Genomic DNA, 24,907 nt, shown 5'->3' with positions numbered 1-24,907 from the left:
CAACCTCGCAAGAGCGGACCGACACGAGGAGTCCCGATCATGCCCGCCTATCGTTCCCGCACTTCCACCCATGGCCGTAACATGGCCGGCGCGCGGGGGCTGTGGCGGGCGACGGGGATGAAGGACGGCGATTTCGGCAAGCCGATCATCGCGGTGGTCAACAGCTTCACCCAGTTCGTTCCGGGCCACGTCCACCTGAAGGATCTGGGCCAGATGGTCGCGCGCGAGATCGAGGCGGCGGGCGGGGTTGCCAAGGAATTCAATACCATCGCCGTCGATGACGGGATCGCGATGGGTCACGATGGCATGCTCTATTCGTTGCCCAGCCGCGACCTGATCGCCGACTCGGTCGAATACATGGTCAACGCCCACTGCGCCGATGCGATGGTCTGCATTTCCAACTGCGACAAGATCACTCCCGGCATGCTGATGGCGGCGATGCGGATCAACGTGCCGGTGGTGTTCGTTTCCGGCGGACCGATGGAGGCCGGCAAGGTCGTGCTCCGCGGCAAGGAAGTCGCGCTCGATCTGGTCGATGCGATGGTTGCCGCCGCCGATGACAGCTATTCTGACGAGGAAGTAAAGGCGATCGAGCGTTCGGCCTGCCCGACCTGCGGATCGTGCTCGGGCATGTTCACCGCCAACTCGATGAATTGCCTGACCGAGGCACTGGGCCTGTCGCTGCCCGGCAACGGTTCGCAGCTCGCCACCCATTCGGACCGCAAGGAGCTGTTCCTGCAGGCCGGACGCACCGTAGTCGAGCTGTGCAAGCGCTATTACGAGCAGGACGATGAATCGGTGCTGCCGCGCGCGATCGGCAATTTCAAGGCGTTCGAGAACGCCGTATGCCTCGATATCGCGATGGGCGGGTCGACCAATACCGTGCTCCACCTGCTCGCCGCCGCGCATGAGGCCGGGCTGGACTTCACCATGAAGGACATCGACCGGCTGAGCCGCAAGGTACCGTGCCTGAGCAAGGTCGCCCCGGCCAAGAGCGACGTCCACATGGAAGACGTCCACCGCGCTGGCGGGATCATGGCGATCCTGGGCGAGCTTGACCGGGCCGGGCTGCTCCACACCGATCTGCCGACCGTGCACAGCCCGACCATGGCCGATGCGCTGGGCAAGTGGGACATCAAGCGCACCAACGACCCGGCGGTGCAGACCTTTTTCAAGGCCGCGCCGGGCGGAGTGCCGACCCAGACAGCGTTCAGCCAGAGCCGCCGCTGGGAAGAGCTCGATCTTGATCGCGAGAACGGCGTGATCCGCAGCAAGGAACATGCCTTCAGCCAGGATGGCGGGCTGGCCGTGCTCTATGGCAATATCGCGCTGGACGGCTGCATCGTGAAGACCGCCGGGGTCGATGACAGCATCCTGAAGTTCACTGGCCCTGCCAAGGTGTTCGAAAGCCAGGATGCCAGCGTCACCGCGATCCTGACCGGGCAGGTTGTGGCCGGCGACGTGGTGGTGATCCGCTACGAGGGACCCAAGGGCGGTCCGGGCATGCAGGAAATGCTCTATCCGACCAGCTATCTCAAGTCGAAGGGGCTGGGCAAGGCTTGCGCGCTGCTCACCGACGGTCGCTTTTCCGGCGGGACCTCGGGCCTGTCGATCGGCCATGCCTCGCCCGAGGCGGCCGAAGGCGGGGCAATCGGACTGGTTGAGACCGGCGATCTGATCGAGATCGACATTCCCGGCCGCACTATCAATCTGGCGGTATCGGATGAAGTGCTGGCCGCGCGCCGCGCCGCGCAGGATGCCAAGGGCTGGCAGCCGGCCAAGGAGCGCCCGCGCAAGGTTTCGGCCGCACTGCAGGCCTATGCCGCGATGACCACCAGCGCGGCGCGCGGTGCCGTGCGCGATGTTTCGCAGCTGAGCGGAAATGCCAAACGCGGCTGATCAGGTCCTCACCGCCGCGCAAATGCGTGCGGCGGAAATGGCGCTGATTGACGGCGATACCAGCGTCGAGGAACTGATGCAGCGCGCCGGGCAGGGCGCGGCGGAATGGGTCTGGCGGATCTGCGGCGGGCGCACAGTCACCGTGCTCTGCGGCCCCGGCAACAACGGTGGCGATGGCTGGGTGATCGCCGAAGCGATCCGCCAGCTTGGCGGCGATGTTGCGGTATTCACGGCGGCCGATCCGGCCACACCGGCGGCGCAGCATGCCCGCTCGGCCTACAGCGGTACGGTGCTCGATGCTTCGGCCAATCGTTCGGGCGAGGTCCTGGTCGATTGCCTGTTCGGGACCGGGCTGACCCGTCCACTGATCCCGGAGCATCATGCCCTGCTCACCCGGCTTGCCGCCGCGCATGACAAGCGCGTGGCGATCGATCTGCCCAGCGGGATCGATACCGACCTTGGCCAGCCGCTCAACCGCGACCTGCCGGATTACGATATCACAATCGCGCTCGGTGCCTGGAAGCCCGCCCATTTCTTGATGCCCGCTGCGGCGGCGATGGGCACCCTGCGGGTGGTCGAGATCGGGATCGGCGCGGTCGAAGGCGCGGCGTGCGTGGTAACGCCGCCGCTGCTTTCCGCTCCGGCTGCGGATGCGCACAAATACACCCGCGGGCTGCTCGGCGTGGTGGCCGGCGCGATGCCAGGGGCGGCGCTGCTGGCGGCGCGTTCGGCGCAAGGGGCAGGGGCTGGCTATGTCCGGATCTATGCCGAAGACCCGATCGATGCGCCCGCCGATCTGGTAGTCGATCGCCAATCGCTGGCCGAAGCCTTGCTGGATGGGCGGATTTCAGCCTTGCTGATCGGGCCGGGGCTTGGGCGCGGCGGCGAAGCGCGGGAACGGCTGGCAATTGCCCTGTCCGAGCAGCGCCCTGCCGTGCTCGATGCCGATGCCTTGGTACTGCTCGGGCCGCGGCTGCTGGCCGAACACAAGGCGCCGCTGATCGCGACGCCGCACGATGGCGAGCTGTTCGCGCTGGAGCGCGCCTTTGGCCTCGACGCGGCTGGCAGCAAGGTCGAACGCGCCGTCGCGCTCGCCAAGGCGGCCAACATGCTGGTGGTGGCAAAAGGGCCCGATAGCGTGATCGCCGCGCCCGATGGCCGCCTTGCCTTCGCGCCGCGCGCCTCCAGCTGGCTTTCGACCGCCGGGACAGGAGACGTCCTTGCCGGAGCCATCGCCAGCCGCCTCGCTTGTGGCACGGAGCCGTTCGTGGCCGCCTGCCAGGGCCTGTGGCTGCATGCAGAGGCCGCGCGGCTGTGCCGTCCGCCCTTTACCGCCGGGCGGCTTGCCGAGACCGTGCGGAGCGCCTACGCGGCCTGCCTGTGAGCCAGGCTGAAGAAATCATCCGCATCGCCGCCAAGGGCGACGGCGTTACCGCGTCGGGCAACTTTGCCTGGGGTGCGGCGCCGGGGGACTTGTTGCGCGGCGACGGCAGCCTTGAATGGGGGCCGCACCATGTTCAGCCGCCCTGCCGCCATTTCGACCAGTGCGGCGGGTGTCAGCTGCAACAGCTGGATGAGGAGAGCCTGGCGCAGTTTGTCGAAGCGCGGGTCAGCAATGCCTCCAGCGCGCATGAGCTGGGCGCCGAGCATATTGCCGCGCCGCATCTTTCCCCGCCGGGTAGCCGCCGCCGGGCTTCGCTGCGGGCGGAAAGCTCGCAGGGGCGGGTGGTAATCGGGTATCGCGAGGCCAGATCGCACCGACTGGTCGAACTGGCCGAATGTCCGGTGTTGCGGCCCGAACTGGTCGCGGTCCTTGCGCCGCTGCGCAAGCTGCTGATTGCGCTGGGGCAGGGGCAGGGCAAGCCGAAGAAGGGCAAGCATGCCCGCTCGAAGATGGCCGCCGACGTGGAACTGACCCTGATCGACCAGGGTGTCGATCTTGGCATCAAGGGCCTCAGCGCCGAAGGGCTGGCACTGACCGAAGTCATGCTCGACTTTGCGCGGGACCAGGGGCTGGCGCGGCTGACGCTCGATAGCGGCTATGGTCCGGATACGGTGTGGGAGCCTGAGCCGGTCACTATCACGCTGTCCGGCGTGGCAGTGCCGTTTCCGCCCGGCTCTTTCCTGCAGGCGACCGAGGATGGCGAGGCAGTTCTGGTTGCCGCCGCGCGAGAATGGCTGGCAGGCTGCGGTACAGTCGCGGACCTGTTTTCCGGGCTCGGCACCTTTGCTTTCGCGCTGGCCGGACCCGAAACCAGGGTGCTCGCCGCCGAGGCCGCCCGCGATGCGCATCTGGCCTGCAAGGCCGCCGCCGGGATTAGCGGCAAGCCGATCCACGCGCTCCACCGCGACCTGTTTCGCAATCCGCTGTTGGCCGAGGAGCTCAACCGCTTCGCCGCCGTCCTGCTCGATCCACCCCGGGCCGGCGCGCGCGAGCAGGTTGAGCGGATCGCCGAGAGCAGTGTGCCCCGCGTGGTCTCTATCAGCTGCAACCCTTCCAGCTGGGCCAAGGATGCGCGCACGTTGGTGGAGGCCGGATTTGTGCTGAAGGAACTAAGGCCGGTGGGTCAGTTTCGCTGGTCGACCCATGTGGAACTGGCGAGTCTGTTTGTGCGGCAAGGCGGCTGATGGACGATATCGTCAACGGGCTGCTGTTGCGTCAGAGCAGGATTTTGATGGTCCGTCGTAGTGCGCAGCGCTCGACCTGGCCTGATTGCTGGAGCTTTCCTGGCGGGCACGTCGAACCTGGCGAATCACTCAATCAAGCGTTGATTCGCGAGCTCTCTGAGGAAATCGGCATCGTGCCGACGGGCTGGACGGAACTGGCAAGGTTTGAGGCAAGGCGGCAGTCCAAGCGATTTCATGTCTACCTGGTCACTGCCTGGAGCGGTGAGCCTACGCTGTTGGGAGACGAGCACTCAGAGTTTTGCTGGATCGAACCTCTGCGAGCTACCGAACTCCCGGACCTTGCGCTCGATTCCTATCCTGGCTTGTTCCGGACCCTTGCCGCCCAGTTGCGTGCCGAGGGGTAGCAATTGGAACTTGAATGCTAAAATGCAAATGGGGCCGGTGTTTCCACCAGCCCCACGCTCGCCTGCTCTGGTTTCGGGCGACTTGGGCGATCGCCGTTCCCGAGGGAGCTCTCAAAACTGTTTCGTTCGACCCTTGCGGACCGTTCTCGACGGTTCCTTCTGCTACTCGGTGGCTCGTGAAGAGCCGGCTTTCATCGCCTTACACCGCTGCCGGCGTCCGGTTCCGTCAGGCGGTTGGTTCCGGCCCGAGAGCCTTTCCCTTCCGCCTGGCGGTTCCGTGACTGCAACTCCGCCTTGCCGTTCCGGGCCTTCCGATCCGCTTCCGGCCGAAGCCTTCCGCTTTCCTTCCGCCCTTTCCGACCGCTGGTGAAGCAGCCTGCTGACTGCGCGCCGCTCGCTGCATCTGCGGTTCGCCAGATTCAGACCGAAGTCATCCTGAGGCGTGTTTTCCGACACTGCTGCGGGCATCGCTGCCAGATCGTGAGGTTTATGTTTTCCCTATCCGTTTCAACGGTTTCCCGCCGGAACTTCAAGTGCGGTTCCACGCTCTCGATGACTTGAAGCTGCGCCTCGAAAGTGAGTCGCGCAAGCGGAAAATGCTGCACTTATCCACAGGCGGCCACTTTGACGGTGGATAACTCCGTGTGTGCGGTGGACAGATTGATCGAGTGCGCTGCTTGCAGCAGATTCGCAGGTGTTCTGGATTTGCAAATCCCTCACGCCAAGACGCCAAGAGCTCTCGCTTGCGGCGAATCTGCTCTTTTCTCCATGCGCGATCCAAATGGCGACCGACGAGAAAACGATCGCCCGCCGTGCTGACGCAACATCCTCGCGCCTTGGCGTGCGAAATTCGTTACCGGTCCCTCTGCGCGAGCAATCGCAAGCGTAGCGCATTGAGCTTGATGAAGCCCGCCGCGTCCTTCTGGTCATAAGCGCCGGCATCGTCTTCGAAGGTGACGTGGCGTTCCGAATAGAGCGAATTGGGGCTCTTGCGGCCGACCACACTGGCATTGCCCTTGTAGAGCTTGAGCCGGACGGTGCCGGAAACCTTTTCCTGGCTGAGGTCGATCGCCGCCTGCAGCATCTCGCGCTCGGGCGCGAACCAGAAGCCGTTGTAGATCAGCTCGGCATACTTCGGCATCAGCTCGTCCTTGAGGTGCGCTGCGCCGCGATCGAGCGTGATCGATTCGATGCCGCGGTGCGCGCGGGCATAGATCTCGCCGCCCGGGGTTTCATACATCCCGCGGCTTTTCATGCCGACGAAGCGGTTCTCGACCAGATCGAGCCGGCCGATTCCATGGCGCTTGCCCAGCGTGTTCAGCTCGGTCAGCAATGTGGCGGGCGACATCGCCACGCCGTTCAGAGCGATACCGTCGCCACGCTCGAAATCGATGGTGATGTATTCCGGCTGGTCCGGCGCGTTTTCCGGATTGTCGGTGCGCGAATAGACATAGTCCGGGGTTTCTTCCCACGGGTCTTCAAGCACCTTGCCCTCGGACGAGGTGTGCAGCAGGTTTGCGTCGGTCGAAAACGGGCTTTCGCCGCGCTTGTCCTTGGGGACGGGGATCTGGTGCGCTTCGGCCCAGGCGATCAGCGCGGTGCGGCTGGTCAGGTCCCATTCGCGCCACGGGGCGATGACCTTGATATTGGGATCGAGCGCATAGGCCGAGAGCTCGAACCGGACCTGGTCATTGCCCTTGCCGGTCGCGCCGTGGGCGACCGCGTCGGCGCCGGTTTCGTGCGCGATCTCGACCAGCCGCTTGGAAATCAGCGGGCGGGCGATGGAGGTGCCGAGCAGGTAATCGCCCTCGTACCGCGCATTGGCGCGCATCATCGGGAAGACGAAATCGCGGACGAACTCCTCGCGCAGGTCGTCGATGTAGATGTGTTCGTCCGGCACGCCCATCAGCTTGGCCTTGGCCCGGGCCGGCTCCAGCTCTTCGCCCTGGCCGAGGTCAGCGGTGAAGGTCACCACCTCGCAGCCATAGGTCACTTGCAGCCACTTCAGGATCACCGAGGTATCGAGCCCGCCCGAATAGGCCAGAACGACGCGCTTGATATCGGACATGATCGACGACTCCCGCTGAAATGTGCGGGGGCGCGGCTAGCAGGCGGGGGGGCAGGGCGCAACGATTGCGTTTACGATTTCCGCGGCCTGCGATAGCTTCGCCGCCATGACACGCTGGATCGAGATTGCAGAGCCACATGACCTGTCGGGCTATCTGCGCCCTTTGCGCGTGGCACCGCCACCCATGATCCCGGCCTTGGCGCATGGGGTGCGCTCGGCGGATGGTCCATTCACCCCTTTCGCACGGATGACCGATCCAGGTGGCGACAAGGTGGAGGACGGTGCCTGGCGCCACCCGGACGGCACCATGACCGTGGCATGCACCACGGCGATGCCGGGGGTTACTGCGGAAATGTGGGATTGGTGGTTCGGCTGGCACAGCCTGTCCAGCGCACGCTATCGGCTGTGGCATCCCGAGGCGCACAGGAAATCGCAGCTGGCGCTCGATTGCCGGCACTTGCCGATTGGCCGCCCGCGCTATGTCGGCAATGTCAGCGCGGTGGACGAATTCATCGGCCCGCAAATGACCAGGCTGGCCATCGCCTTTGTTCCGCCTGCCGAATTCGGATTGGATGCGGCAAAAGTCGATGCGATGGGTACCGCAGTTTGCGCCAATGTTTCGCTGCGGCGAGAGCGGATGCATAGCAGCCAGCTGGTCCACCTGATCGAGAATGCCGCCGATGGCTGCGTGATGCATAGCCGTTTTCACCTGGGAGAGCTGCGCAGCCAGGTTCCGCTGTTGGGCCCACTGCTAACCCTGCTGCTCAACCGCCCGGGCCCGCGCCGCAAGCTGGCGAACGACGGTATCGGGCTGGCGCTGTTGCAGCATTGCTATAAAGAGATGCACCACCTGGCGGCGATCCTGCCGGCGTTGCACCAGCGATTTGGAGGGGAGTAAGCCATGGCTAAAGCTGAACTCAAAACCACGGCGACCGAAATCAGCGTAGCGGATTTCATTGCCGCGCAGGGCGACGCGCGGCGGCGCGAGGAAGCGGCGGTGATCGATGCGATGCACCGGCGGGTGACGGGGCTGGAGCCGAAAATGTGGGGCCCCTCGATCATTGGCTATGGCAGCTACAACTACAAATACGACAGCGGCCGCGAGGGCACTATGTGCCGCGGCGGATTCAGCCCGCGCAAGGCGGCGATGACGCTCTACCTGATGGGCAACTATTGCGATCGCCAGGCCGAAGTCGATGACCTGTTCGCCCGGCTGGGCAAGCACACCACCGGCAAGAGCTGCCTCTATATCAAGAAGCTGGCCGATGTGGATCTGGATGTGCTCGAGCGGCTGGTGGCGATCAGCTGGGACGTGATGAACGAGAAGTATCCAAAGTGAACCTCTAGTGCGACGATTTTGGCCTGCGTGACCGCAATCACGGCGCGGATGAACAAATCAATGCAGATCCCATCTTGCCGCTCAAGGACGGCAAGGCTGATGGGAGTATCGCAAAATGGCCAACTTGAAAGAAGCTGTGAAATTGACGGCGGGTTCGGTTCTGACCGTCGGCATCGCGGGATTTATTGGTATATTCCTTTACAAGTTTGCACAAAATCCAGACCTGGCATGGCTATCCGGGATCGAGCCGGGGCGGGCGTTGCTGATGGTTGTGATCGTGGCGGCAACTGTTGGTTATGGCGGAATATTGCTCAACCGGGCGATGGGGGTTGAGACCGGGAAAGCCGATGAATTCGAAAAGCAGTTTCGCATGGGCCGGGAGATATTCTTGGTGTTCACTGGAATTTGCGGGACGGTGGTGGGATTCTACTTCGGCACTTCAAGCCAGGCACCGTCGAACACAGCCGTTGGGGTTACCACGACCGTTGCCGCGGACGGAGCAATCGCCGCAACGCTGGCTGGCGGCACGCCTCCTTACAAGGTTGAGCTGATCAAAGGCTCAGTCCGCCTTCCGTTTGTGGCCAATCCAAATGACGCGAGCCAATTTACGCTGGCTGCGGATGGCAAACACTGCCCCACCGACTATGGCTTTGAAGTGACTGGTGCAGATGGCAAGAAGTACGCGGCAGCTGCGCCCCGACTTTCTTTGCCGGATGACCATAAATGGAAATGTCCGGAACTACCGGCTGTTGCTGGATCGTCGAGCCCGACGCCTTCCGGCCAGGCTGCCCCTGGAAATGGCGCCGCCCGTCAATGATCGCCCACGGATTTTTCCCGCAACCTGTTTGACTCCAAGCGCCTTGACCCCACATCCTGTCCGCCACTCGCTTGTGATGACAGGGAAGATCCGGAAATGGGTATGTGGAGCAAGGCGGCGGAGATGGCGGGCAAGGCTCCGCCAGAGCGGAACCGCTACGTCGATTTCCTGCGCGCGCTGTCGATCATGGCGGTGGTGGTTGGGCACTGGCTGGTCGCTGCGCCCTATATGAAGGACGGCGCGGTGGAAGGCGGGCACCTGCTCGGCATCCTGCCCTGGACCCAGTGGCTGACCTGGGGCTTTCAGGTGATGCCGCTGTTCTTCTGCGTCGGCGGCTTTTCCAACGGGGTTTCGTGGGCCGCGACCAGAGCCAAGGGCGGGACTTTTTCCGACTGGTTCGGCGGGCGGGTGCAACGCCTGATCAACCCGGTGATGCCGCTGTTCCTGGTCTGGTCGGTGATCGCAATCGCGGGGACAACGCTGGGGATCGAGCGCGAAGTGGTCAAGATGGCGGCGCAGCTGGCGCTGATCCCGGTCTGGTTTCTGGCGGTTTATCTGATCGTCTCGGCGCTGGTTCCGTTCACCCATGCTGCCTGGCAACGCTGGGGGATGGGCAGTTTCTGGGCGCTCGTTTCGGGCGCGGTGCTGGTCGATTGGCTGTCGATCGGCCTGGGCATTCCGGTGGTCAATTGGCTCAATTTCCTGTTCGTCTGGCTGGCGATCCACCAGCTCGGCTATGCCTGGCAAGAGGGGCGGTTCCGCCAGCCGCTGATCTGGGGGCTGGTTTCGCTGGCTGTGTTGTCCGCGCTGGTCCGGTTCGGGCCCTATCCGGTGGCGATGATCGGGGTGCCGGGCAATGACTTGTCGAACTCGATGCCGCCCACGCTGGCGCTGCTCGCGCTGGGTAACATGCAGATCGGTCTCGCGCTGGCGCTGGAGCCGGTCATGCGCCGCCTGCTGGGCACGGCCTGGCTGTGGACGGCAACCGTGCTGGTCAACGGGATGATCATGACGGTCTACCTCTGGCACCTCACCGCCTTCGTGCTGGTGATGGTCGCGGCCTGGCTGATGGGCGGGGTGGGGCTTGATGTCGCGCCCGGCAGCGCCGATTGGTGGCTCGCCCGCCCGGTCTGGTTCGCCCTCTATATCGCCGTGACCTTGCCGCTGATCGCAATTTTCTCGCCGTTTGAGCGGATGGGCAGCGCGGCCAAGAATGGCGAATTGAAGCAGGTGCCCCACTGGCGCCTGATCCTGGGCCTCGGACTGATCTGCCTTGGCCTCACGCTGACCGCCGCGATCAGCATCGCCAGCCCGGAAGGGGTGACGGGGCTGCGGATCTGGGTGGTGGCGCTGCCGTTCATCGGCGCGGCGCTGGTCGGGTTCGGTCCGGCCTATACGCTGGCCAAGCGGTTCGATCGCTGACCTTATTCCGCCGCCTGCTTCTCCAGATGCCATTCCGGAGCCTCATCCAATGCTGACAGCCGCGCCGCCTCCTGGCTGATGTAGTCGCGCGTCATCGGCACGGCACTGCGGTTCTTGACGCTCTGGATGTGGAAGTTGACCATGCCGCCATGGGCAAAGCTCTGCTCAGCGCCCGCGAGGTAGAACTGCCACATCCGGAACAGCCGGGCATCGTAGAGCGCGGTAATCTCGGCTTCGTGCATTGTCGTGCGACGGTACCATTCGGCCAGGGTGTGAGCGTAGTGATAGCGCAGCACCTCGATATCGGCGATTTCCCAGCCGGTCTTTTCGCAGGCGCTGACCAGTTCGCTCATCGCTGGGATATAGCCGCCGGGGAAGATGTATTTGCGGGTCCACTTGTCGGTTGTGCCGGGGCCGTTGGTGCGGCCGATCGTGTGGGTCAGCATGATCCCGTCATCGGCCAGCAGTTCGTTGGTCTTGGCGAAATATTCGGGCAGGTGCGGTGCACCGACGTGTTCGATCATGCCGACACTGGTGATCCGGTCAAACGGGCCGCTAACATCGCGGTAGTCGGTCAGCTGGAACTTGACCTTGTCGGCCACGCCGGCCGCCTCGGCGCGTTCGTTGGCGAATTTGACCTGATCGGGAGCGAGCGAAACGCCCAGTACCTCGACCCCGAAATGGCGGTTCATGTAAAGGCCCAGCCCGCCCCAGCCGCAGCCGATATCTAGCAGGCGCATGCCCGGCTCCAGCCGCAGCTTGGCGGCGATCAAGGCCTTCTTGTCGACCTGCGCGCGCTCCAGCGAGTTTGCCGGGTCCTTGAAGTAGGCCATGGTATATTGCCGGTCCTCATCGAGGAACAGCTCATAGAACTGGCGGGTCAGGTCATAGTGGTGGACCACGTTCTTGCTGGCCTTGACCCGCAGGTTGATCTGGTCAGCCTTGGCAAAGATCCAGTCGATCCCGCGCTTCAGGGGGTTCGGCGCACCGATCCCCTTGCCGCGGTTGGCGTTCATCATCACTAGCAGGACCATGTCGCGGATATCGTGCGGTGGCTCCACTACCAGCCGCCCGTCCATATAGGCTTCGCCCGCGCCGACCCGGGGGTCCTTGGCGACGTGCAGGGCCGCGCCTTTGTCGGTAAAGCGGATCGTCACCGGATCGGCGGAAAGATCGCCATAGCGGTATTCGCTGCCGTCGTGATCGATAACGCGTAACTGGCCTTCCTTGACCAGCGCGGAGAGCATTTTGTTGAGTAACCACATGGGCAGCTAGACTATGCCTCGATGCGGTTGGTGCAAGGCCAAATCAGCCAAGCCAGCCAAAGATTTCGGCCAGTTGCCAAAGCCCCAGTACCAGGAACAGCAGCGCGGCGAGGGTGCGGGTCAACTTCATCGAAACCCGCCGTTCGATCGCTTCGCCAAGAAAGACTGCCGGACCGTTGGCCAGCATCATGCCCAGCGTGGTGCCGGCGGTCACCGGCAGCACGGCTTGGTAGTGCGCGGCAAGCGCGATCGTCGCGATCTGGGTCTTGTCGCCCATTTCGACCAGGAAGAAACTGACCAGCGTGGTCAGGAATGCCCCGCCGGCGCTGCGGACTGTGTTCTCGTTATCGTCGAGCTTGTCGGGCACCAGCGTCCAGGCCGCCATCGCGATGAAGCCCAGCGCCACCGCAATCCGGAACCAGTCAGCCTGCAGCAGTCCGGCGACCTGGCTGCCGACCAGCGCGGCCAGCGCGTGATTGGCCAGCGTCGCGACCAGGATGCCGGCAAGGATCGCCCAGGGCGCGCGCAATCGCGCGGCCAGGACGATGGCGAGCAACATGGTCTTGTCGCCAATTTCGGCGAGGGCAACCACGGCGGTGGAAGAGAGGAAAGCATCCACGGGTTGGTCAAACATTCAACTGGGCAAGCAATGCCATGGCCTCGCCGTCACCCCATGCCATCTGGCATCCTACCGCCTTTGCATCCGGGTAGACATCGGGCTTCGCAGTGCGAACCCAGCCGCCGACGATGTCGTTCTGGCTTTGGCAGAATTCTGCGAGCCGGCTGCACAGCGTTTCCTGGAGCTCGATGTGAGCACCGCTGGCAAGATCAAAAATCGCCTGCCGCAATGAATCGTAGTCCCAGATTGAAGCGCCGTCGTCTCCGGCGCCAGGATCCCGCTCGACCACCAGGGCTGCAGAAACCAGGATGCGCTGCTTTGCGGCGCGTTCGAAATCGTGAAGTCCGATCGAAAGCTCAACCGCCTGGGAATCCAGAAACAGCAGGTACCTCATCCCGCTTGCCTCACCATATACATTACGTCGCGTTTCTGGCGGACGAGGTGTTGCCCGGAATCGACAAGCAGCGTGGTGCCGTTGGCGACTGGGCCGGTGACAAGAAACCAGGCTGCCTCAGCAATATCGCTCGGCTGGTTGATGCGCCGAAGCAAATTCATGCTGGCGCTTTGCGCGAATTCCGCTTCGGTCTGATCATGGCTGGGCAGGGTCAGACCCGGAGCGAGGCCATAGACCCTGTCGGCGCTGCCTTCCCGGGCCAGAGCCAGCATCTGCCCCGCTGCAGCCAGGCCAGCCTTCGATACGGTATAGGAAAAGAAATCCGGATTAAGGTTGGCAAGCTTTTGATCGAGGAGATTGACCAACCGCCGTCCAACCTCGCTTTTGGCACGGGCCAGAAACCGGGCCGCCAGCTGTATATTGCCGCGCAGGTTCACCGCCTCGATCCGATCCCAGCTTGCGGCATCGGGTTGCTCGGGCCAATCGGGGATGAAAAGCGATGCGTTGCAGATCAGCGCGCGCCAATCGGGCAACCGAGCCGCGAGATCGTCAACTGCGGCCAAAGCCCGCTCCGTATCGGCAAGATCGAACCCTATCAGCTCGCACGAATCCATGGTCTCGGCCAGGCTTTCGGCTTCGGCGCGATTCTGGTGGTAATGGATGACGACATGCCATCCGCCAGCTGAAAAGCGTTCGGCGATGGCGTGCCCGATCCTCGTGGCGGCGCCGGTAATCAGGACTGCAGGTTGGCTCAAGCGGAAGCCCCGGTAGCCGGTTCGAACAATTCCGGCCGTTCGTGCAGCATCGCCCGCAGCATCAGCATCAAGTCCTGGGCAAAGTCGAGCTGGTGGACCGGGTTGGTGAGGAACTCTGGAGCCAGTCGCTTTACGGCAACAATCGCCAGGTATGGTTTTCCATCAAGCAGACAATTCGTCATGGAGTCCGCAATCCAGTACCCTTCGTGGCGCGCGCCTGCGATCGAATGCCCAAACAGCTCGGTCACGTCGGCGGCTTTCGACAGGTCTTTGACAAGGCTGCGCAAGATCAGAATATTTACGTTGGCCTTGGTCGCGTTGAGCTCTACCCGGAAGGGCAATCGCCTTAGACATTGGTTTAGCTCGATTGGGAGGCCGCGGCTCGGCCTGACCAATACCACATAGTTCGCGATCGACGAATTTGCAGCGGCCTGGATCTGGATTTCTGGAGCCGCAATCTTGGGAAACCGCCCGCTCGTTTTGGACGCCTCGAAGTCTTGCCCTGGTTCTTCGAACAAGACAGTCATGGCAGGAACAGTTTCCGTCAGAAACAGTGCTGACCGGGAGACCAAGGCATCGACCCCGGAGTGGCTGTAGCTGAGCAACAGCCCGCCAATCAGGAACGGCAGCAAGATGCCAAGAATATAGGTGCCTGCTTCGATCCAGCCAGGCCGGTCGCTATCAATGATGCCGATCGCAGCTGTGGCCAGATAGATCGAGCCCAGCAATGCAAGAATGACTAAGACGGCAATTCGAACCCAGCGCGGCACAACCATGATCGCCAGGTTGGATACAAAGTTCATCCGGACACCCCTTTGCCCGCACAATGTCCGATCCTATGCCGGGAGTAAAGGCCAGCAGGCAGTTCGGAGTTCTCCATGGCACTGAGATTGATGCCTGGGAGATTCGGGATGGTGCCGTGCGAGTGGAGGTGAGGCGGCCAGACCGGTCCGTGCGGCGCGGCCGCCGCACGGTGCCATTCGATGGCCCTGATCTAGCGGCAGCGGGTCCGGCCCCTGGCCAGTTCGTTGCCGATCAGCGCGCCGGCGGCTGCGCCCAGGATGGTGCCGGTGGCACGTTCTCCGCGGGTATCGACCGCGCGGCCTAGCAGTGCGCCCAGCGCCGCGCCGACCAGCAGACCGACAGTGCCGTCGCCGCGGCGGCAGTAATAGCGACCGTCCTGGCCTTCCCAGTAGCGGATGCCGTTATCGGTGCGGCGATAGTCGATATCGCCGTGGCGATCGCGATAGCCGTGAGCCGGTGCCCATGCCGGCGGGCGGGCAAAAGCCGGGGCGGTCGCGGTAAACATGGTGGCGGCGATAACCGCTGCGGAAAGGGCCTTCTTCATCGGGCTTGCTCCTGTTGTTTTCTTCACGGGAGCAAGGTGAACGCCGGCAAATGAACCGCAGATTTCCACCTTTGGTGAACCGTGCGGCAAAGGCGGCGAAGCGTTATTTCGCCGCCGTAGCGGGCGCATCCTTGGCCCAGGGATTGACGTGAGGCTTCGCTCCGTTGGCTTGCTTGGCGGGGGCAGGGGCTGCCGGTGCCTCCTCGGCCTTGCCCGAGCAGCCGCCCAGGGCGACTGCCGCTGCGAGTAGTACTATAATTGACCGCTTCATGATGATCGGGCCTCCCGCGGCCCGCCTAGGCGCTGCGGCTTAACATTTCGGCAGGTTCAGCCGAGCGCGGCCTGTTTTTCTTCGGCCAGCCGGTCCAGTTCAGCCCGGCTGAGCTTTTTGGCGGCGGTTTTGAGTTGGCCGCAGGCGGCATCGATATCGCGCCCGCGCGGGGTGCGCACCGGGGCGCTGATCCCGGCTTCGAAGACGATCCGCGAAAAACGCTCGATTCGTTCCGGCGTGGAACATTCGTAGATCGCGCCGGGCCAGGGATTGAACGGGATCAGGTTGACCTTGGCCGGCAGCTTGTACTGCTTGATCAGCCGGACCAGTTCGCGCGCATCCTCGTCGCTGTCGTTCTTGTTCTTCAGCATGACATATTCGAAGGTGATGCGACGGGCGTTGCTGGCACCGGGATAGTCGGCGCAGGCCTGGAGCAGTTCTTCAAGCCCGTACTTGCGGTTGATCGGCACAATCTCGTCGCGAATTTCCTTGCTGACCGCGTGAAGCGAAACCGCCAGGTTCACGCCGATTTCCGCGCCCGCGCGGGCCATCATCGGCACCACTCCGCTGGTGGATAGCGTGATCCGGCGCTTGGATAACGCCAGCCCGTCACCGTCCATCACCAGTTTCAATGCATCGCGGACATTGTCGAAATTGTAGAGCGGCTCACCCATGCCCATCATCACGATGTTGGTGAGCAGGCGCCCATCGGATGAATAACCGCCGTCTTCGTCAACCAGGTCGTCACCCAGCGCGGCCAGATCGGCCTGCCCGGCGCGGGGCCATTCGCCCAGTGCATCGCGCGCCAGCATGACTTGCCCGACGATCTCGCCCGGGGTCAGGTTGCGGACCAGCCGCATCGTGCCGGTATGGCAGAACCGGCAATTGAGCGTGCAGCCGACCTGGCTGGATACGCACAGCGTGCCGCGGTCCGCATCGGGGATGAAGACCATTTCGTATTCCTGGTCGTCATCGGTCTTGAGCAGCCACTTGCGGGTGCCATCGCTGGAATGCTGCGCCTCGACGATTTCGGGCCGGCCGATCACGAACCGCTCGCTCAGCCAGGGCCGCATGGTCTTGGCGATATCGGTCATCGCGTCGAAATCGGTGACGCCGCGGTGGTAGAGCCAATGGAACACCTGCTTGGACCGCAACTTGGCGGCCTTGGCATCGAGCCCGGCAGCTTCGAACAGTTCGGCGATGCGCTTTTTCGGCAAGCCGATCAGATCGATGCGGCCATCCGCACGCGGCGTTATCTCGCGCGGGGTGGGGACGGGATCGAACTGTCCCGGGATCGGCATGAGTGCGGTGTCGGCCATAGGCCGCGCGATATAGGCTTGGGCCAGCGGAAAAGCTACCGCAACTGCGCGCAGCCCAGTGCCGCGGCGTCCAAGGCGGTGGCGGCGCCTTCCAGCGAGTAACTGTTGCTGAAGCCCCGGCCATTGGCGTCTCGAGCATTGATCACCATTTCGCGGGCCGATCGCATCGCTGCGATCACCGCCGCATCGCTGCCCTTGTCCGCTGCCCAGGCATCGCCGCCACCGCCCACCAGCGCAATGCGCTGCCCGCCGATCAACAGGCTGACCGGGGCACCAGGCTGGAGCTTGCGCGACAGACGGAAATGGACTTGGCCGCGCACCCCGGACTTGGGCCACCAGCCGACCGAGACGAAGGGCTGGAAATCGCGCTGCATGGTCGATGGCGCGGCCATGGCGATGGCATAGCAGCGCGGGGTCTGCGGATCGCGGAACGCGCCCCAGCTGCCGAACATGCCCAGCGCATCGCGGGCCAGCGCGGGAGTCGCGGCCAGGGCGAGCAGGGTAAGGGAGAGGATGAGGCGACGTTTCATCGGTTGCCGCTCATTGCAGAATCGCAGGCGCGGAGGAAGGGGTCAGAATGCATTCTCCGGCGCATCCTTGCGCTTGTCGGTGCCCAGCGCCCGATTGAGCATGGGCCGAAGGGCAAACAGCAGAACCGCGCCGGCCAGCCCGATAGCGCCGTCCATCGCCCAGAAGGCCGAAGGGCTCATCCGTTTGAAGTTGATGCCGATTACACCCGCTGCAAGGTGAGCGATAAAGGGCGAGATGAAGGCGCCGCTGACCATGGTTGCCACCACGGCCCGGGGCGCAACACCGCTGACCAGCGAGAGCGTGGTCGGCCAGTAATACATCCAGCCCACCCCCATCAGGAAATAGCAGGCGATTGCCCAGATCAGCGGAACCGAGTCCTTGGCGGGAAAGATGAAGCTGCCGGCGGCGAGGCCGAGGGCTGCAACCCCGACCAGCCCGGTGCCGATCGCCATCTTTCCGAGACTGTCCGGTTCGCGCCGCTTGCGCGCCTGACTGGCCCAGAACATGACGAGCAGCGGGGCCGAGGCTATCGCCCCGATCGAATCCATCGATCCGAACCATGTCGCCGGAACGAATCCCAGATTGACGTAGCTGTCGACCCAGATCGGGCCGATCGTCCAGACCATCGGATAGGTGATTTCGGCCGGCATAGTCAGCAGGATCACAGCGATCAGCGCCAGCACGACCTTGCCATCGGCCTTGCTCAGCGGGGGATGCTGGAAATCGGCATGGCGGCGCGGGGGGGTATCGGGCAGGTGCTTTTGGCCGGCGAGATAGGTCGCAAGGGCCACCAGCATCAGCCCGGCGGCAACGGCAAAGCCGGCATGCCAGCCCCAAATCGCGGCAACCGCTCCGGTCACCAGCGGACCGGCGGCAGCGCCGATGTTGATCCCGGTCGAAAAGATCGCAAACCCGCGGTCGCGCATCGAGGCGTCGTCTTGCGGATAAAGCGTGCCGACTTGCGAGGAGATGTTGCCCTTGAGCAGGCCCGAGCCAAGGATCAGCAAAACCAGCGCCACGACGAACAGCTGGTCGAAGGTCATGGCGAGGTGCCCTGCGCTCATCAGCAGCACCCCGATTGTCACTGTCCGCTTGGCGCCCAGCAACTGGTCGGCAATCAAGCCGCCCAGCAAGGGGGTGAAATAGACCAGCCCGGAATAGAGGCCGGCAATGACCGAGGCGAAGCCGACATTGCCGAGCGTTCCAAACATGCCTTCCGCCATTCCGCGCAGCGCGGCCAGGCCCCAGACGTTCTCGGCAAATTCCGGCAGCAGCAACTGCTTGACCATGTATAGCGTCAGCAGCGCCTGCATTCCATAGAACGAGAAGCGTTCCCACAGCTCGGTCCCGGCCAGGAAATAGAGCCCGCGCGGGTGTCCGCCGGGCGATCCGCCCTGTCGCTCTGCCGTGCTGCTCATCCCCGGTGCTCCCCGTTCTGGTCCTTGCGGCAATGGTTAGAGCAATGCCAGCCGGTTACAAGCCGGGGCTTGGCGGGTTGTTGCTTGGCAGGACTGCCATTCCCCGTTAGACCACTGAAAAACGGTCGCGAATTGCAAGTCCACATTGGGGGGATACTGGCGTGCGGCTACCGTTTGATCATGCGCAATTACGCTTCCTGAAGGCCATGGCCGAAGCGCTGTTCGACGATTTCGAGGAAATGGCGATCAGCGTCGACGAGGTGGTCGACAACGTGCAGAATTTCTTTGCCATGGTCGGCGGGACCAAGGCGCAGGAGATCAGCTGGTCGCTGCGCCTCGCCGAACTGGCGATGGCACCGCTCTTCACCGAGCTGTCGGTCGAGGCGCGCAAGGAGCGGATCCGCAACCGGATGCGCGACAGCAGCTTCGATGCCTTTCAGGACATGGCGAAGCTCCGCTCGATCGTCTATTTCGGCTATTACGGACATTGGATCGATCCGATCGGCCGGAGCAATCTCGATGGCGGGCAGACCGCCAACAAGGACAATCCGGTGCTGAAGCAGATCGGTTTCACCCTGCCCAAGTTCCGCCAGCGCGGGCCGGCCGAAGTGCCTTTGGAGCGGGTCGACGGGCGCGAGATCGCGCGCGAGCACGTTGTGCCCTTTGCCAGCGTTTCGGACGATATCGACGTGATCGTGGTCGGCTCCGGATCGGGCGGGGCGGTGTCTGCGCACAACCTTGCCAAGCGCGGCTACAAGGTGCTGGTGATCGAGGCCGGCCCATTTCACCCTTCGCCCGAGATCACCCATGAGGAACGGCGGATGGTGCCCGCCCTGTTCAAGCATGGCGCGCTGCAAAGCACCCGCGACAACGATTTCATCGTCTTCCAGGGCCGCAACGTCGGTGGCTCACCCACCATCAACAACGGCATCTGTCTGCGGATGAAGGGCGACCGGCTGAGCCATCCGATGGCGCAGGACGTCTTCGCCAAATGGGCCAGCATTGGCGCCCCGATCGACGAGGCGCGCTTCATGCAGTCGTACGACGTGGTTCACGGCGAGCTGCAGCTGGGCGAGGCAGAGCCGCGTTCCGGCAAGACCAACGGCACGCACCTGACCCGCGGCTGGACTGAATTTGCGGCGCAAAGCGACGATCCATGGTTCCGGCAGGCCCGCGCCGGTTGGTTCACCAAGAACTTCGGCCCGCCTGGAACACCGCAGGCCTGCGCCTATTGCGGCTATTGCAACACGGGCTGTCCTTATGGCCGCAAAATGGGCATGGCGCAGACCTATCTGCCCTGGGCCTGCAGCCGCCACGGCGCGCGAATCCTGGCCGGCACCAAGGTCGAGAAGATCCTGTGGGCGCGCGGTACCGGCCAGACGCGGCGCGCGATCGGGGTGCAGGTAATCGATCCCGATGGGGCCCATCATGTCGTCAAGGCGCGCAAGGGCGTTGTCGTCGCGGCCGGCACCATCGCCTCGTCGCTGTTGCTCGAGCGCAGCGGGATCGCCGGGACCGGGCGGCAGATCTCGCTCAACGTCGCTTCGCCGATCATCGCCTTGATGCCGGACAACGCCACTCCGGCCTGGGACGAGGACCAGATGACCAGCGTGGTCGATTGCGGCGAGTTCCTGCTGGAGAGCCATTTTCAGCCGCCGATGTCGATGTCTTCGATGATGCCCGGCTGGTTCGGCGATATGGACAAGCGGATGCGGGCCTACAACCGGGTCTGCTCGGCCGGGATCCTGTTCCCGGCTGATCGGCGCGGCAATCTGGTCGGCGGAAAACTCGACATGAAGCTGACGCTCGATGACATTCACCTGATCCGCCGCGCCTCGGCCACCTTGGCCCGGGTCCACTTCGCCGCCGGCGCGCAGGAGGTCTACCCGGCGCTGCTGAAAGGCCAGACGCTGACCCCGGCAATGGACATCGACGCCTTTTACCGCGATGCGGTGAAGGAAGCCGACGATATCACCCTGTCGAGCTCGCACCCGCAGGGCGGCAATCCCATCCATGAGGACCCGAACGAAGGCGTGGTCGATCCGCAGTGCCGGCTGCACGGCGCGGACAACGTTCTGGTCACCGACGCCAGCGTCTTCCCCAGCTGCATCCGGGTCAACGCGCAGTACACCACCATGGCGATGGCGCACTATGCGACAGGGTATGGGGATCCGTTTGGGGCTTGAACTGCCTGTGTAAACACCTAAACCCGTTCGTGCTGAGGAGGGGACTGAGCTTGTCGAAGGCCCCGTCTCGAAGCACCGCAGCGCTGGGGGCCTTCGAGACGCCTTCGGCCTTCGACAAGCTCAGTCCTACGGCTCCTCAGGACGAACGGATCTGCTTCTTAGGGCGGTCTTACTATCACGCTTCTTGCCATCGAGTTCGGACCGGGCCCGCTCTGCCTCGGCCTGGCGAGCTTTGCGATCGGCTTTGGCCTGGCCGAATTTCGCGCGATTGGCATTGGCTTGGCGGGTCTTTTCAGCCCGGTCCTTGGCCTTGCGGGCCATGCGCAGGTTAATCACCTCGGCCAAGGTCAGCTGCCCTCCGGATAGGAAATCGCCAGCACTTCCCATTCCTTTTCGCCGCCGGGCAGCACCACTTTGCGCAAATCCCCCAGCGCCGCGCCGCGCAAGGCCCGGGCGAGGGGGGCGCTCCAGCCGATCTTGCCGGCCGAGGCGTCCTGCTCGTCATCGCCGACCAGGGTCAGGGTGCGCTGGTTGTCATCCTCATCGGCGATTGTCACGGTGGCACCGAACCACGCGCGGCTGCGGTCGTCCTGGCGGGCCGGATCGATCACCCGGCAGGCCTTCATCCGCCGGGCGAGGTGTGCCAGCTCGCGGTCGATCTCGCGCATGCGCTTGCGGCCATAGAGGTAGTCGCCATTCTCGCTGCGGTCGCCATTGCCGGCGGCCCAGCTGACGATCTCGACAATCGCGGGGCGTTCGGTGCCCAGCAAGTGATCGTAACGCGCGCGCAGCGCCGCCATCCCGGCCGGGGTGATCGGCGGACCGTCGGGCTTCATCCCGGATACCGCTTGCCCAGGAAGAAGCTTAGCGGGTTGGGTCCCTTGTTGATCGCGCGGGCCGGGTACATGGTTTCATAGACCACCGCGTTTTCCAACACCCGTTGCACGTAGTTGCGGGTTTCCGAAACCGGGATCTTTTCGACCCATTCGACCCAGTCGATCCCGCCGGTGCGCGGATCGCCGTTGCTGCGGAGCCACTTGTTCACATTGCCCGGCCCGGCATTATAGGCCGCGACGGCGAGCGGATAGGACCCGCCGTAATAGTCCAGCATCCGCCGGAAATAGCCGTCGCCCAGCAGCAGGTTGTAGCCGGCGTCGGTGGTCAGCGCCTGACGGTCATAGACCAGCCCCATCTTGCCGGCCTGTTCGTTGGCAGTGCCCGGCATCAGCTGCATCAAACCGCGCGCGCCGGCGTGGCTGACCGCGTTCATCGCGAACTGGCTTTCCTGGCGGCTGATCGCGTGGACGAAGGTCCAGTTCGAACCGACCGGGATCGGGATCAGCGGAAAGCTGGTCTTGCGGAACACCCCGTGCCCGTCGACATGCGCCGCCTGGCCCAGGATCACGCCCAGATCGCGGCGGCCCAATTCGCGTGCCAGATCGGCGACCAGCACGTGATCGCCTTCGCTGTCGGCCTGCTCGGCGATTTCCTTGAAGAACCGCACAGCGGTCGGCCAGTCGCTTTCGCGCGCCACTTCGCGGACCGCCTTGGTCAGCGGCTGGGCGTTGAAGGCGTCGCGCTGGGCAGGGGTGGGGGCTGCCGTGGGCGAGCTTTCCAGCACCGGCATCGGCCGGCCCAGTCGTTCCAGCGCGAGCATGCCGTAGTATTGGTCAGGATAGACTGAGGCCAGTTCGAAATAGCGGCGGGCCTCGGCCTGGTTGCCGCCCTGCGCGGCGGCGCGGCCGGCCCAGTAAAAGCCCTTCGATCGGGTCTGCGGGGTGCGCGCAGCGGCGCCATAGCGCCAGAACAGCGGCGCGGCGCGGCTTCCGTCACCGAGGCTCCACAGCGCCTTGGTCCCGCCCAGCCACATCAACGAGGTGTAATCGTCGCGGATCGAAAAGCTCTGCGCCGAAACGTCGGTCCCCGGCGCGAACATGTCATCGACTGAACCGGCGACCCGCATCGCGCTGCCAGCATCGACATTGCGCGCAACCGCCAGCATCTCGCCGATCCACTTGCGCGGATCACGCGGCGGGGTCGCAAAGCGGGGGCGGGTCACGATCATGTTCGCGGCGGTTGCGCTCTGGCCCGAGCCGCGCAGCTGCTTGCTGCGGTTGTAGACATAGCCGGGATCGCCCAGCACCTCTGCGCCGAGCTGGATCCCGACGCTGGCCGGATCCTTACCTCCAACGAGTCCGACCCGCGCCGCGAAGTAACTGCGCCGTTCGGGCGATACGAACAGCAGTTGCTGCTCGGCCGAGGCGGAATCACTCGCCCACAGCAACGCGTCCATCCGGGTATCGTGATCTGCCGCGGTCAAGCTTGAGCCGAGCCGGGCGAAGATCGTGCTGGTGATCAGCGGACCCATCGTTCCGCCGCGCCAGGCCTCAAGCGCAACCTGCTGCGCTTCGGGCCGGCCCATGGCATAAAGCGCGACGGCATATTGCCCGCGCCCAGCGTTGGTCAGGGGCGGGAAACGGTCGAAATAGGCGGCAATCTGCTGGGGCGGTGGGCTTTCCCGTTCCAGCGCGCGTTCGGCATAGGTGCGCAGCTTGGCCTCGTCCGGCAGCCCCGGATAGGTCAGCACAAAACTGGCATAGTCTCCGAAGGGGAAGTTGGGGCTGGCCGTCAGCAAGCGCCAGCGTTCCACCGCCATGTGCATGTCGCCGGGCGGCAGCACCTTTTGCGCGCTGCGCGCCTGATCCCACTCGGTCCCGTCGGAGTGAGCCGACTGGGCGAGCGCAGGAGCGGCGTGGAAGGCCAGCATTGCCAAAGCGGAAACGAATGTAGTGCGATGCATGCTGGACATTCTGGGGGTAGGCTCCTTATGGCAAGCTGAACGGCGCCTATGGCGCATCTGCAGGGATAAAGTCCATGTTCTCCGGCTCAATTCCGGCGCTAGTCACCCCCTTTAAGAACGGCGTCGTCGATGAAACGGCCTTTCGCCGCCTGGTCGACTGGCAGATCGAAGAGGGATCGAGCGCGCTGGTCCCCTGCGGCACCACCGGCGAAGCCCCGACGCTGAGCAACGACGAACAGCACCGCCTGTTCGCCATCACGGTCGAGCAGGCCAATGGCCGGGTCCCGGTGATCGCCGGCTGCGGCAGCAACGATACCCAGACCGCGCTGTGGCACATGCAGGAAGCCAGGGCAGTAGGGGCCCAGGCCGCGCTGATGGTCGCGCCCTATTACAACCGGCCGAGCCAGGCCGGACTGCTGGCGCATTTCAGCTATCTGGCCGAGCGGGTCGATCTGCCGATCGTGCTCTACAATGTCCCCGGCCGAACGGTGACCGATATCAAGCCCGAAACCGTGATCGAACTCGCGCGCCGCTTCCCCGACCGGATCGTCGGGATCAAGGACGCCAGCGGCGACATGACTCGGCTGACCGCGCACCGGCTGGCGCTGGGCGCGGGATTTGCCCAGATCTGCGGCAACGACGACATGGCGCTGCAGTACAACGCCGGGGGCGGGACGGGCTGCATCTCGGTAACCGCCAACATCGCGCCGAAGCTCTGCGCCGAATTCCAGGCGGCCAGCCTGGCAGGTGACCTGGCCAAGGCGCGCGAACTCAACGAAAAGCTTTTTAAGCTGCACCAGGCCCTGTTCACCGATGCCTCGCCGGGGCCGCTCAAGTACGCGATGGCCCGGGTCTTGGGCTGGATCGGCGATGAGGTCCGCCTGCCGCTGGTGGCGTGCAGTGCTGAATCACGCGCGGCGGTCGATGCCGGGCTGGCGCTGGCTGGTTTGACATAAAGTCCTCCCTGTTGCGCAGCAATGGGGAGGTGGCAGCCCGCAGGGCTGACGGAGGGGTAATGGATCGCAAGCGCCCAACCCATGATTATGCAAAGGCTCGCCAGTTACGCTCCAGCATGAGCTTACCCGAAGTCCTGCTTTGGAATTACCTGCGCAGAAAGCCGCAGGGCGTAAAATTTCGGCGTCAGCACCCGGTCGGCAGTTACGTGATTGATTTCTACAGTCCTTCAACGCGGATCGGAATCGAAATCGACGGCATCGCTCATGATATGGGCAATCGGCCGGCATCCGATGCAACCAGGGATGAATGGCTGGCCGGTCAAGGTATTCGGATTGTGAGAATTCCAGCAAGTGAAGTTCTGGAGTCGGTTGTCGATGCGGCTGCGGCGATTGTCGCGCTTTGTAGCGGGGCTGATTGACCCCTCCGTCATTCGCTGTGCGAATGCCACCTCCCCATTGCTGCGCAAC

At 64.0% G+C, this 24,907-nt stretch carries 24 protein-coding genes; 11 read left to right on the top strand and 13 right to left on the bottom strand.

Annotated features, from left to right (window positions below; translation table 11 throughout):
- Positions 1-39: 39 nt before the first annotated feature.
- From ilvD to B2V17_RS15135, 4 genes are read left to right on the top strand one after another with little or no spacing between them, the layout of a single operon-like run.
- The gene (ilvD, locus tag B2V17_RS15150) at positions 40-1,899 is read left to right on the top strand and encodes a dihydroxy-acid dehydratase (protein WP_292999106.1); all 1,860 of its coding nucleotides are present in this window, start codon (positions 40-42) and stop codon (positions 1,897-1,899) included.
- Entirely contained in the window at positions 1,883-3,283 is a 1,401-nt protein-coding gene (locus tag B2V17_RS15145; RefSeq protein WP_292999104.1) for an NAD(P)H-hydrate dehydratase, read from the top strand. The genes ilvD and B2V17_RS15145 overlap by 17 nt, the downstream gene beginning before the upstream one ends.
- Positions 3,280-4,527 (top strand): class I SAM-dependent RNA methyltransferase, encoded by a 1,248-nt coding sequence (locus B2V17_RS15140; protein ID WP_292999102.1) that lies wholly within the window; start codon positions 3,280-3,282, stop codon positions 4,525-4,527. Before B2V17_RS15145 ends, B2V17_RS15140 begins: the two co-directional genes overlap by 4 nt.
- Positions 4,527-4,931, top strand: coding sequence for an NUDIX domain-containing protein (locus B2V17_RS15135; protein ID WP_292999100.1), 405 nt, complete (start codon positions 4,527-4,529; stop codon positions 4,929-4,931). Before B2V17_RS15140 ends, B2V17_RS15135 begins: the two co-directional genes overlap by 1 nt.
- Before the next feature lie 853 nt (positions 4,932-5,784).
- On the opposite strand, the gene B2V17_RS15130 is transcribed toward B2V17_RS15135, so the two are convergent.
- Entirely contained in the window at positions 5,785-6,999 is a 1,215-nt protein-coding gene (locus B2V17_RS15130) for an argininosuccinate synthase (protein WP_292999098.1), read from the bottom strand.
- Between the two features lie 106 nt (positions 7,000-7,105).
- On the opposite strand from B2V17_RS15130, the gene B2V17_RS15125 reads away from it, so the two are divergent.
- The 4 genes from B2V17_RS15125 to B2V17_RS15110 all read left to right on the top strand — a co-directional run bounded on the left by B2V17_RS15125 (position 7,106) and on the right by B2V17_RS15110 (position 10,577).
- Positions 7,106-7,897: a DAPG hydrolase family protein gene (locus tag B2V17_RS15125; RefSeq protein WP_292999096.1), complete on the top strand. Its 792-nt coding sequence runs from the start codon at positions 7,106-7,108 to the stop codon at positions 7,895-7,897.
- Between the two features lie 3 nt (positions 7,898-7,900).
- Complete coding sequence (locus B2V17_RS15120) at positions 7,901-8,338, top strand: DUF1801 domain-containing protein (RefSeq protein ID WP_292999094.1); 438 nt, start codon at positions 7,901-7,903, stop codon at positions 8,336-8,338.
- A 115-nt stretch (positions 8,339-8,453) separates the two neighbouring features.
- Positions 8,454-9,155, top strand: coding sequence for a hypothetical protein (locus B2V17_RS15115; RefSeq protein ID WP_292999092.1), 702 nt, complete (start codon positions 8,454-8,456; stop codon positions 9,153-9,155).
- A 96-nt stretch (positions 9,156-9,251) separates the two neighbouring features.
- Complete coding sequence (locus tag B2V17_RS15110; protein WP_292999090.1) at positions 9,252-10,577, top strand: acyltransferase family protein; 1,326 nt, start codon at positions 9,252-9,254, stop codon at positions 10,575-10,577.
- Between the two features lie 2 nt (positions 10,578-10,579).
- On the opposite strand, the gene B2V17_RS15105 is transcribed toward B2V17_RS15110, so the two are convergent.
- From B2V17_RS15105 to B2V17_RS15065, 9 genes are all read right to left on the bottom strand, one after another.
- Positions 10,580-11,842 carry an SAM-dependent methyltransferase gene (locus B2V17_RS15105; protein ID WP_292999088.1) on the bottom strand — a complete coding sequence of 421 codons (1,263 nt, stop codon included), beginning with the start codon at positions 11,840-11,842 and terminating at the stop codon, positions 10,580-10,582.
- A gap of 43 nt (positions 11,843-11,885) precedes the next feature.
- Positions 11,886-12,461: a TMEM165/GDT1 family protein gene (locus B2V17_RS15100; RefSeq protein ID WP_292999295.1), complete on the bottom strand. Its 576-nt coding sequence runs from the start codon at positions 12,459-12,461 to the stop codon at positions 11,886-11,888.
- 7 nt (positions 12,462-12,468) lie between these two features.
- Positions 12,469-12,855 carry a dihydroneopterin aldolase gene (locus B2V17_RS15095; protein ID WP_292999086.1) on the bottom strand — a complete coding sequence of 129 codons (387 nt, stop codon included), beginning with the start codon at positions 12,853-12,855 and terminating at the stop codon, positions 12,469-12,471.
- Entirely contained in the window at positions 12,852-13,610 is a 759-nt protein-coding gene (locus B2V17_RS15090; protein WP_292999084.1) for an SDR family oxidoreductase, read from the bottom strand. Before B2V17_RS15090 ends, B2V17_RS15095 begins: the two co-directional genes overlap by 4 nt.
- Positions 13,607-14,413: a hypothetical protein gene (locus B2V17_RS15085; RefSeq protein WP_292999082.1), complete on the bottom strand. Its 807-nt coding sequence runs from the start codon at positions 14,411-14,413 to the stop codon at positions 13,607-13,609. Before B2V17_RS15085 ends, B2V17_RS15090 begins: the two co-directional genes overlap by 4 nt.
- A 191-nt stretch (positions 14,414-14,604) precedes the next feature.
- Positions 14,605-14,958, bottom strand: a complete 354-nt coding sequence (locus B2V17_RS15080) for a glycine zipper 2TM domain-containing protein (protein WP_292999080.1) — start codon at positions 14,956-14,958, stop codon at positions 14,605-14,607.
- Between the two features lie 327 nt (positions 14,959-15,285).
- Positions 15,286-16,548 (bottom strand): 23S rRNA (adenine(2503)-C(2))-methyltransferase RlmN, encoded by a 1,263-nt coding sequence (rlmN, locus tag B2V17_RS15075; RefSeq protein WP_292999078.1) that lies wholly within the window; start codon positions 16,546-16,548, stop codon positions 15,286-15,288.
- Between the two features lie 35 nt (positions 16,549-16,583).
- Positions 16,584-17,078, bottom strand: coding sequence for a hypothetical protein (locus B2V17_RS15070; RefSeq protein WP_292999076.1), 495 nt, complete (start codon positions 17,076-17,078; stop codon positions 16,584-16,586).
- Positions 17,079-17,120: 42 nt separating this feature from the next.
- Positions 17,121-18,497, bottom strand: coding sequence for a peptide MFS transporter (locus tag B2V17_RS15065; protein ID WP_292999074.1), 1,377 nt, complete (start codon positions 18,495-18,497; stop codon positions 17,121-17,123).
- A 161-nt stretch (positions 18,498-18,658) separates the two neighbouring features.
- On the opposite strand from B2V17_RS15065, the gene B2V17_RS15060 reads away from it, so the two are divergent.
- Entirely contained in the window at positions 18,659-20,683 is a 2,025-nt protein-coding gene (locus B2V17_RS15060; protein ID WP_292999072.1) for a GMC family oxidoreductase N-terminal domain-containing protein, read from the top strand.
- A 126-nt stretch (positions 20,684-20,809) separates the two neighbouring features.
- Here the strand turns inward: B2V17_RS15060 and B2V17_RS15055 are convergent, their stop codons facing one another.
- From B2V17_RS15055 to B2V17_RS15045, 3 genes are read right to left on the bottom strand one after another with little or no spacing between them, the layout of a single operon-like run.
- Complete coding sequence (locus B2V17_RS15055; RefSeq protein WP_349679980.1) at positions 20,810-21,070, bottom strand: DUF4169 family protein; 261 nt, start codon at positions 21,068-21,070, stop codon at positions 20,810-20,812.
- A complete protein-coding gene (locus tag B2V17_RS15050; protein WP_292999068.1) occupies positions 21,031-21,519 on the bottom strand; it encodes a GreA/GreB family elongation factor in 489 nt (162 codons plus the stop codon). Before B2V17_RS15050 ends, B2V17_RS15055 begins: the two co-directional genes overlap by 40 nt.
- Positions 21,516-23,483, bottom strand: a complete 1,968-nt coding sequence (locus tag B2V17_RS15045; protein ID WP_292999066.1) for a lytic transglycosylase domain-containing protein — start codon at positions 23,481-23,483, stop codon at positions 21,516-21,518. Before B2V17_RS15045 ends, B2V17_RS15050 begins: the two co-directional genes overlap by 4 nt.
- A 74-nt stretch (positions 23,484-23,557) precedes the next feature.
- On the opposite strand from B2V17_RS15045, the gene dapA reads away from it, so the two are divergent.
- Entirely contained in the window at positions 23,558-24,439 is an 882-nt protein-coding gene (dapA, locus tag B2V17_RS15040) for a 4-hydroxy-tetrahydrodipicolinate synthase (protein ID WP_292999065.1), read from the top strand.
- 59 nt (positions 24,440-24,498) lie between these two features.
- Positions 24,499-24,858 carry an endonuclease domain-containing protein gene (locus B2V17_RS15035; RefSeq protein WP_292999064.1) on the top strand — a complete coding sequence of 120 codons (360 nt, stop codon included), beginning with the start codon at positions 24,499-24,501 and terminating at the stop codon, positions 24,856-24,858.
- Positions 24,859-24,907 lie beyond the last annotated feature (49 nt).

The sequence above is a fragment of the Novosphingobium sp. UBA6272 genome (genome assembly GCF_002440635.1).
Taxonomy (GTDB): Bacteria; Pseudomonadota; Alphaproteobacteria; order Sphingomonadales; family Sphingomonadaceae; genus Novosphingobium.
Note: the sequence above shows the minus strand (reverse complement) of the source record. Positions and strands in the feature narration are given on the sequence as shown.

Excerpts from the sequence above, each read along its gene's own strand:
- B2V17_RS15145 (WP_292999104.1), top strand. The coding sequence starts at position 1,883 with ATGCCAAACGCGGCTGATCAGGTCCTCACCGCCGCGCAAATGCGTGCG.
- B2V17_RS15080 (WP_292999080.1), bottom strand. The coding sequence starts at position 14,958 with ATGAAGAAGGCCCTTTCCGCAGCGGTTATCGCCGCCACCATGTTTACC.
- B2V17_RS15120 (WP_292999094.1), top strand. The coding sequence starts at position 7,901 with ATGGCTAAAGCTGAACTCAAAACCACGGCGACCGAAATCAGCGTAGCG.
- B2V17_RS15055 (WP_349679980.1), bottom strand. The coding sequence starts at position 21,070 with ATGGGAAGTGCTGGCGATTTCCTATCCGGAGGGCAGCTGACCTTGGCC.
- B2V17_RS15130 (WP_292999098.1), bottom strand. The coding sequence starts at position 6,999 with ATGTCCGATATCAAGCGCGTCGTTCTGGCCTATTCGGGCGGGCTCGAT.
- B2V17_RS15095 (WP_292999086.1), bottom strand. The coding sequence starts at position 12,855 with ATGAGGTACCTGCTGTTTCTGGATTCCCAGGCGGTTGAGCTTTCGATC.
- B2V17_RS15035 (WP_292999064.1), top strand. The coding sequence starts at position 24,499 with ATGGATCGCAAGCGCCCAACCCATGATTATGCAAAGGCTCGCCAGTTA.
- rlmN (WP_292999078.1), bottom strand. The coding sequence starts at position 16,548 with ATGGCCGACACCGCACTCATGCCGATCCCGGGACAGTTCGATCCCGTC.
- B2V17_RS15050 (WP_292999068.1), bottom strand. The coding sequence starts at position 21,519 with ATGAAGCCCGACGGTCCGCCGATCACCCCGGCCGGGATGGCGGCGCTG.
- B2V17_RS15070 (WP_292999076.1), bottom strand. The coding sequence starts at position 17,078 with ATGAAACGTCGCCTCATCCTCTCCCTTACCCTGCTCGCCCTGGCCGCG.
- B2V17_RS15085 (WP_292999082.1), bottom strand. The coding sequence starts at position 14,413 with ATGAACTTTGTATCCAACCTGGCGATCATGGTTGTGCCGCGCTGGGTT.
- B2V17_RS15065 (WP_292999074.1), bottom strand. The coding sequence starts at position 18,497 with ATGAGCAGCACGGCAGAGCGACAGGGCGGATCGCCCGGCGGACACCCG.
- B2V17_RS15115 (WP_292999092.1), top strand. The coding sequence starts at position 8,454 with ATGGCCAACTTGAAAGAAGCTGTGAAATTGACGGCGGGTTCGGTTCTG.
- B2V17_RS15105 (WP_292999088.1), bottom strand. The coding sequence starts at position 11,842 with ATGTGGTTACTCAACAAAATGCTCTCCGCGCTGGTCAAGGAAGGCCAG.
- B2V17_RS15135 (WP_292999100.1), top strand. The coding sequence starts at position 4,527 with ATGGACGATATCGTCAACGGGCTGCTGTTGCGTCAGAGCAGGATTTTG.
- ilvD (WP_292999106.1), top strand. The coding sequence starts at position 40 with ATGCCCGCCTATCGTTCCCGCACTTCCACCCATGGCCGTAACATGGCC.
- B2V17_RS15125 (WP_292999096.1), top strand. The coding sequence starts at position 7,106 with ATGACACGCTGGATCGAGATTGCAGAGCCACATGACCTGTCGGGCTAT.
- B2V17_RS15045 (WP_292999066.1), bottom strand. The coding sequence starts at position 23,483 with ATGCATCGCACTACATTCGTTTCCGCTTTGGCAATGCTGGCCTTCCAC.
- B2V17_RS15110 (WP_292999090.1), top strand. The coding sequence starts at position 9,252 with ATGGGTATGTGGAGCAAGGCGGCGGAGATGGCGGGCAAGGCTCCGCCA.
- dapA (WP_292999065.1), top strand. The coding sequence starts at position 23,558 with ATGTTCTCCGGCTCAATTCCGGCGCTAGTCACCCCCTTTAAGAACGGC.